The 4,803-nt window shown below is 64.5% G+C and carries 4 protein-coding genes; 2 read left to right on the plus strand and 2 right to left on the minus strand.

All coding sequences use genetic code 11. The annotated features are described in order from the left end of the window. A partial coding sequence (locus EN991_RS23670) for a DUF3971 domain-containing protein (protein WP_127369662.1) occupies positions 1-2,195 on the minus strand: 2,195 nt, incomplete at its 3' end. Between the two features lie 95 nt (positions 2,196-2,290). Here EN991_RS23670 and EN991_RS23675 point away from each other — a divergent pair. Both EN991_RS23675 and EN991_RS23680 read left to right on the plus strand, forming a co-directional pair. Further along, entirely contained in the window at positions 2,291-2,758 is a 468-nt protein-coding gene (locus EN991_RS23675) for a peroxiredoxin (RefSeq protein ID WP_023810305.1), read from the plus strand. A 150-nt stretch (positions 2,759-2,908) separates the two neighbouring features. Further along, the gene (locus tag EN991_RS23680) at positions 2,909-4,213 is read left to right on the plus strand and encodes a M23 family metallopeptidase (RefSeq protein WP_127369663.1); all 1,305 of its coding nucleotides are present in this window, start codon (positions 2,909-2,911) and stop codon (positions 4,211-4,213) included. Positions 4,214-4,262: 49 nt separating this feature from the next. Here the strand turns inward: EN991_RS23680 and EN991_RS23685 are convergent. After that, a partial coding sequence (locus EN991_RS23685; RefSeq protein WP_127369664.1) for a M20/M25/M40 family metallo-hydrolase occupies positions 4,263-4,803 on the minus strand: 541 nt, incomplete at its 5' end.

The following is a 4,803-nucleotide window of genomic DNA, read 5'->3' on the forward strand; positions in this document are numbered from 1 at the left end:
GTTCCGGCAAGCAGCGGCTTCAGGCCGGGCATGGCGGCGGCGCGGATCTTGTCGTCGAGCACCAGGGCCACCTTGCGGCTGCGCGCCGGCCCCTCATCCCTGAGCGGCTCGATCAGATCGAGTTCGGCCGGAATGCCGTTCAGCAACGCCTTGGCGGAGATCACCGCCTTCTCGGGGTCGACCGTGATCGAACCGTCGGCATCCGTCACGACCTGTCCTTCGAAGGGCTTGGCCAGGGACATGCCGGTGTAGTCGAGCGACACCAGCCAATCGAGCTTCGAGGAGTCGACGCCGGACTGCAGCGGAATATCCGCCTTGACGTGACCGGTGACGCTGCCCGACAGGTCCTCCGGCAGAATGCCGACATGGCGCATGGCGTTGATCGGCTCGTAGGATGCGAGTTCGGCAACGGCGGATGCGTCGCCGTCGACATCGATGTCGAGCGCGCCGACGACCGGCGGGCGGTTCGCCGCCTTGACCGTCAGCGTGCCGTTGCTGGCCGCCACGGTGCGGCCGCTGGGCATGTAGACGGTGCCCGAGGAGAGCGAGATATCGACATCGTTGCCGTGGAAACCGACGACGCCGACCGCGTCGCGTATCGGCGGGATGCGGCCGGCGGTGTCGAATCGCGATCCCTCGATCTGGAAGCGGCCGAACACCTCATCGGCCGAAAGCGGCACGCCGTTGCCGAGCCGGCCCGGCACCACCTGGAACTGAAGGTTGGCGTCGACGACACGGCCGCCGAACAGATTGGCCAGCACCCAGAGCCGGGCATTGCGCGCCGAAAACCACGGCCATAGCTGCTTGACGTGAGAGACCTGCATGTCGTGGATGTTGAACGCCAGATTGATCCCCGGCACTTTGCCGTCGACGAACGCCACGGCGGCGGTGCCAAGCACCTCGCCGGAGCCGGCGGACCGAAGCGCGATCTGCTCTGCGACCAGTTTGTGGCTCACCGTGTTGTAGACACCGGCGATCCGGGCGAGGAAGGTGAGCGCCGGCTCGGGCGACTCCGAAGGCGCAAGCGACGATCCGTCGCTGGTCAGGTCGTAGCGATAGGAGGGCTCTTCACCCACCGCTCCGCTTGCCGGCTTCGGCCCGATCGAACCGGCGAAATCGAATGTCGAGCGGCCGGTCTTCAGCAGCAATCTGTCGACCTGGACCTTGTTGCTGCCAGCAACCAGCGTCGCATTGATATCGACGTCCGCCGCCAGCAATCCTCGCGTGCCGAGCTCGAGGACAGAGCCCGTCGATGACAAAGCGGCCGTCAGCCGCGCTGCGTTCACGCCGAACCCTTCCGATCCCGTCAGCTTCAACGCGACGGGTCCCAACTTGCCGGCCGCGGCCGCGCCGGTGTCGTCCAGATCGACGCTCGCATCCAGCGCCGTGACCCGGTGCGCCGCGATATCACGGGTGGCGGTAGCGGCAACCGTAAGCGTCCTGCCGTCGATGTCTGCCTTCGAGGAAAACTGCATGCCGCCCGGTCCCGACTGCACGACGGTGGCGTCGGTGATCTTGACGAGCTTGATCGCTCCGGTTTCGGGCAGCACGAATTCGACATTGCGAAGATCGATGCGACGCAGCGAATCCTCCCGCACGGCATCGAGTGCGTGGTTGATGTTTCCGAACACCGCGGCGGACAGCTTCTCCGGATCGATGAGGCCGTCCGCATTGCGCAGGCCGGCGGTCCAGTCGCCGCCTGACGGCATCGCCGCCACGACGATGCGGGCATCCGAGATCCTGGCGCTGGTCAGCCGCACATCTCCCCACAGCAGCGGGAACAGACGCACGCCGAAGCGCACGCGGCCGGCATCGGCCATCGGCTTGCCGTCTGATGTCTTCAAGCTGACGTCGCTGACCTGAAGCGCGATGAAACTCGAACCGTCGAGCGTGATGCGGGCAGGCCCGACCGCGACATTGACATCGACGCCCGCCAGTTTCTCAAGCGCCGTTTCCGCCTCGGCGCGAAGCCGGTCGGCTCCGATGCCGGAGGCGCCAACCAGATAAACGAGCACGGCGGCCAGCAGCACGAAAGCGACCAGACCGGCGAACAGTCGCGACAGGATGCGAAAACCGCGTCCGATCGACGCCTGACCAAGCGGCGGCACACGGCAGGCGGACGGAAAGGTCCCCAGGTCGGTGATCTCATCACGCCTGAACCGGATCTTCTCGTGCTGCGGTCGCTCCTGATCCACGCAATTTTCCGTTGTACGAACTCGATCGTGGACGAATCCCCGTCCGACACTATATCGGTGTGGCTTCGCGCGTAACCTCAAACAAGGGCATCGGTATGGCTGACCTCGACGTAGGCGATCTTGCGCCGCAATTTGACCTGCCGCGGGACGGCGGCGGATCGGTCAGCCTTGCCGCATCGTCCGGCAAGCCCATCGTGCTCTATTTCTATCCGCAGGACGACACAACAAGCTGCACGCAGGAGGCGATCAGCTTCTCGCAGTTGAAGCCGGAGTTCGAGAAGGCCGGCGCCGTGGTGATCGGCCTGTCGCCCGACCCCGTCAAGAAGCACGACAAGTTCAAGTCGAAATACAATCTCACCATCGACCTCGCCGCCGACGAGGAGCGCAAGGTGATCGAGGCCTACCATCTGTGGGTCGAGAAATCGATGTATGGCCGCAAGTATATGGGCGTCGAGCGCGCGACGTTCCTGATCGGCCGCGACGGGCGGATCGCCAGGATCTGGCGCAAGGTCCGCGTCAAGGGCCATGCCGAAGAGGTGCTCGAGGCCGTTCGAGCGCTTTGAGGTTTGCCGGCGAGGCTGGCCCAGGTTCCCTTGCAACCTTACGCACGCCTGGCGGGCAATCGCTGCGAGCAAGCTATCGCTGCAAGCCTTTGTTAACCCTAATAATGTGTAATCAAGCTGTCGTGGTGTCGTAAACGAAAGCTTGGTCCCGTGAACGCAACCGGTCAGTCCGCAGTCTTCGGCAAGCGTAAGGAGCCCCATACGGTCATCATCGCCCGGGGCAACGAGATCAGGCATTTTACGATCCGACCGTGGCTGGCGGCCTTTATCGGCTCGGCGCTGGCCGCCATTGCCGTCGGCTACCTCATGGCCACCTCCTATCTCGTGCTGCGCGACGATTTGATCGGCGCCACAACGGCGCGTCAGGCGCGCATGCAGCAAGCCTATGAAGATCGCATTTCGGCGCTTCGCGCCCAGGTCGACCGCATCACCAGCCGCCAGTTGCTCGACCAGCAGCTGATGGAAACCAAGGTCAGCGAACTGCTTGAACGCCAGAGCCAGTTGAGCCAGCGTCATGGCCGCCTTGGTCCGCTGCTCGAACGCGCCGAGAGCGAAGTCGGCGCAGCGCCGGCCGAAGATCCGGCAGCGGCTGCGAAGCCGGACAAACGCGCCGAAGCGACCGGCAGCATCAAGGAGCCCGCGCGGAATTATGCGGTCGCCAGCCTGAGCGCCGATCTCGGCGCCGGCGACACAAGGCCGTTCTCGCTGTGGTCAACCCGCTCCGATCCGCTGCCCAATGATTCAGCCGCCGATCGTGCCGACAAGCTCTTCGTCTCGATCAACCAGTCGTTGAAATCCATCGAGAGCGATCAACTGACCCGCATCAGCACGCTTGCCGACAATGCCTATAAGAGCGCCGATGCCATCACCCAGGCGCTCGAGGCGGCCGGACTGCCCGTCGACAGCGACTTCGGCAAGGGCGACAGCGACGTCGGCGGACCGCTGATCCCGCTCGACAGTTCGATGATGTTCGACAGCAAGGTCAAGGAGCTGGACGAAGCGCTGGACGCGCTCGACCATCTCAAGAAAGAAGCGCGCCAGCTGCCGCTGACCAACCCCGCGCCGGGCCACTCCGTCACCAGCCCGTTCGGCGTGCGCACCGACCCGATCCTCGGCACCGCGGCACTGCATTCCGGCATGGATTTCAGGGCGCCGATCGGCATGGCCGCAAAGGTCACGGCGCCCGGCACCGTCACCAAGGCCGGCTGGAACGGCGGCTATGGCCGCATGGTTGAAGTCGACCATGGCAATGGTTTTGCGACACGTTACGGGCATCTCAGCGAGATCGACGTGACCGTCGGCGAGAAACTGGACGCCGGCGCCGTCATCGGCAAGACCGGCAGCAGCGGCCGCTCGACCGGCCCGCATCTGCACTACGAAGTTCGCCACAATGGCGAAGCGATCGATCCCTTGCGCTTCCTCACGGTCGGCAAGAAGGTCGCCCAGTATCTGTAAGCGATCCCAGGCTCCTGCCCCATGCGCCGATGACCATCATGATGGCTGACTAAGGCGCTCCCGTCGACAGAAACGCCGTCGCTGCCGCAACCAGGGTGGTCGCGCCGACCTTCAACGCGGCCTCGTCGACACGAAACCGGGCGTGATGGAGCGGAAAGACCGATCCGATCTCCTCGTTCCGGATTCCCAGCCGAAAATAGACCGAAGGACGTTTCTCGCTGTAGTAGCCAAAGTCGTCCGCGATCGTCCATCCGGGCGTGTTGAGGACGTTGTCGGCACCGATGCAGGCCTTGGCGCTGGCGGCAATCAGCTCTGTCATCTCGACATCGTTGACGACGCCGGGTTCGCCCTTGTGGATGTCGACCTCGACACGCGCGCCGTGGCTCGTCGCCATACCCTCGGCTATCGTACGAACGCGGTGCCAGGCCCGCTCGCGGGTTGCATCGCTGCCGCTGCGGATGGTGCCTTTCAACGTGACCCTGCCGGCGGTGACATTATATGCGTTGCCGCCATTGATGGCCGTGACGGAAATCACCAGCGGATCGTACGGATCGGTCTCGCGCGAAACGATCTTCTGCAATTCGCTCACC

This window comes from Mesorhizobium sp. M7A.F.Ca.US.005.03.2.1 (assembly GCF_003997795.1).
In the GTDB taxonomy this organism is placed as follows: Bacteria; Pseudomonadota; Alphaproteobacteria; order Rhizobiales; family Rhizobiaceae; genus Mesorhizobium; species Mesorhizobium ciceri.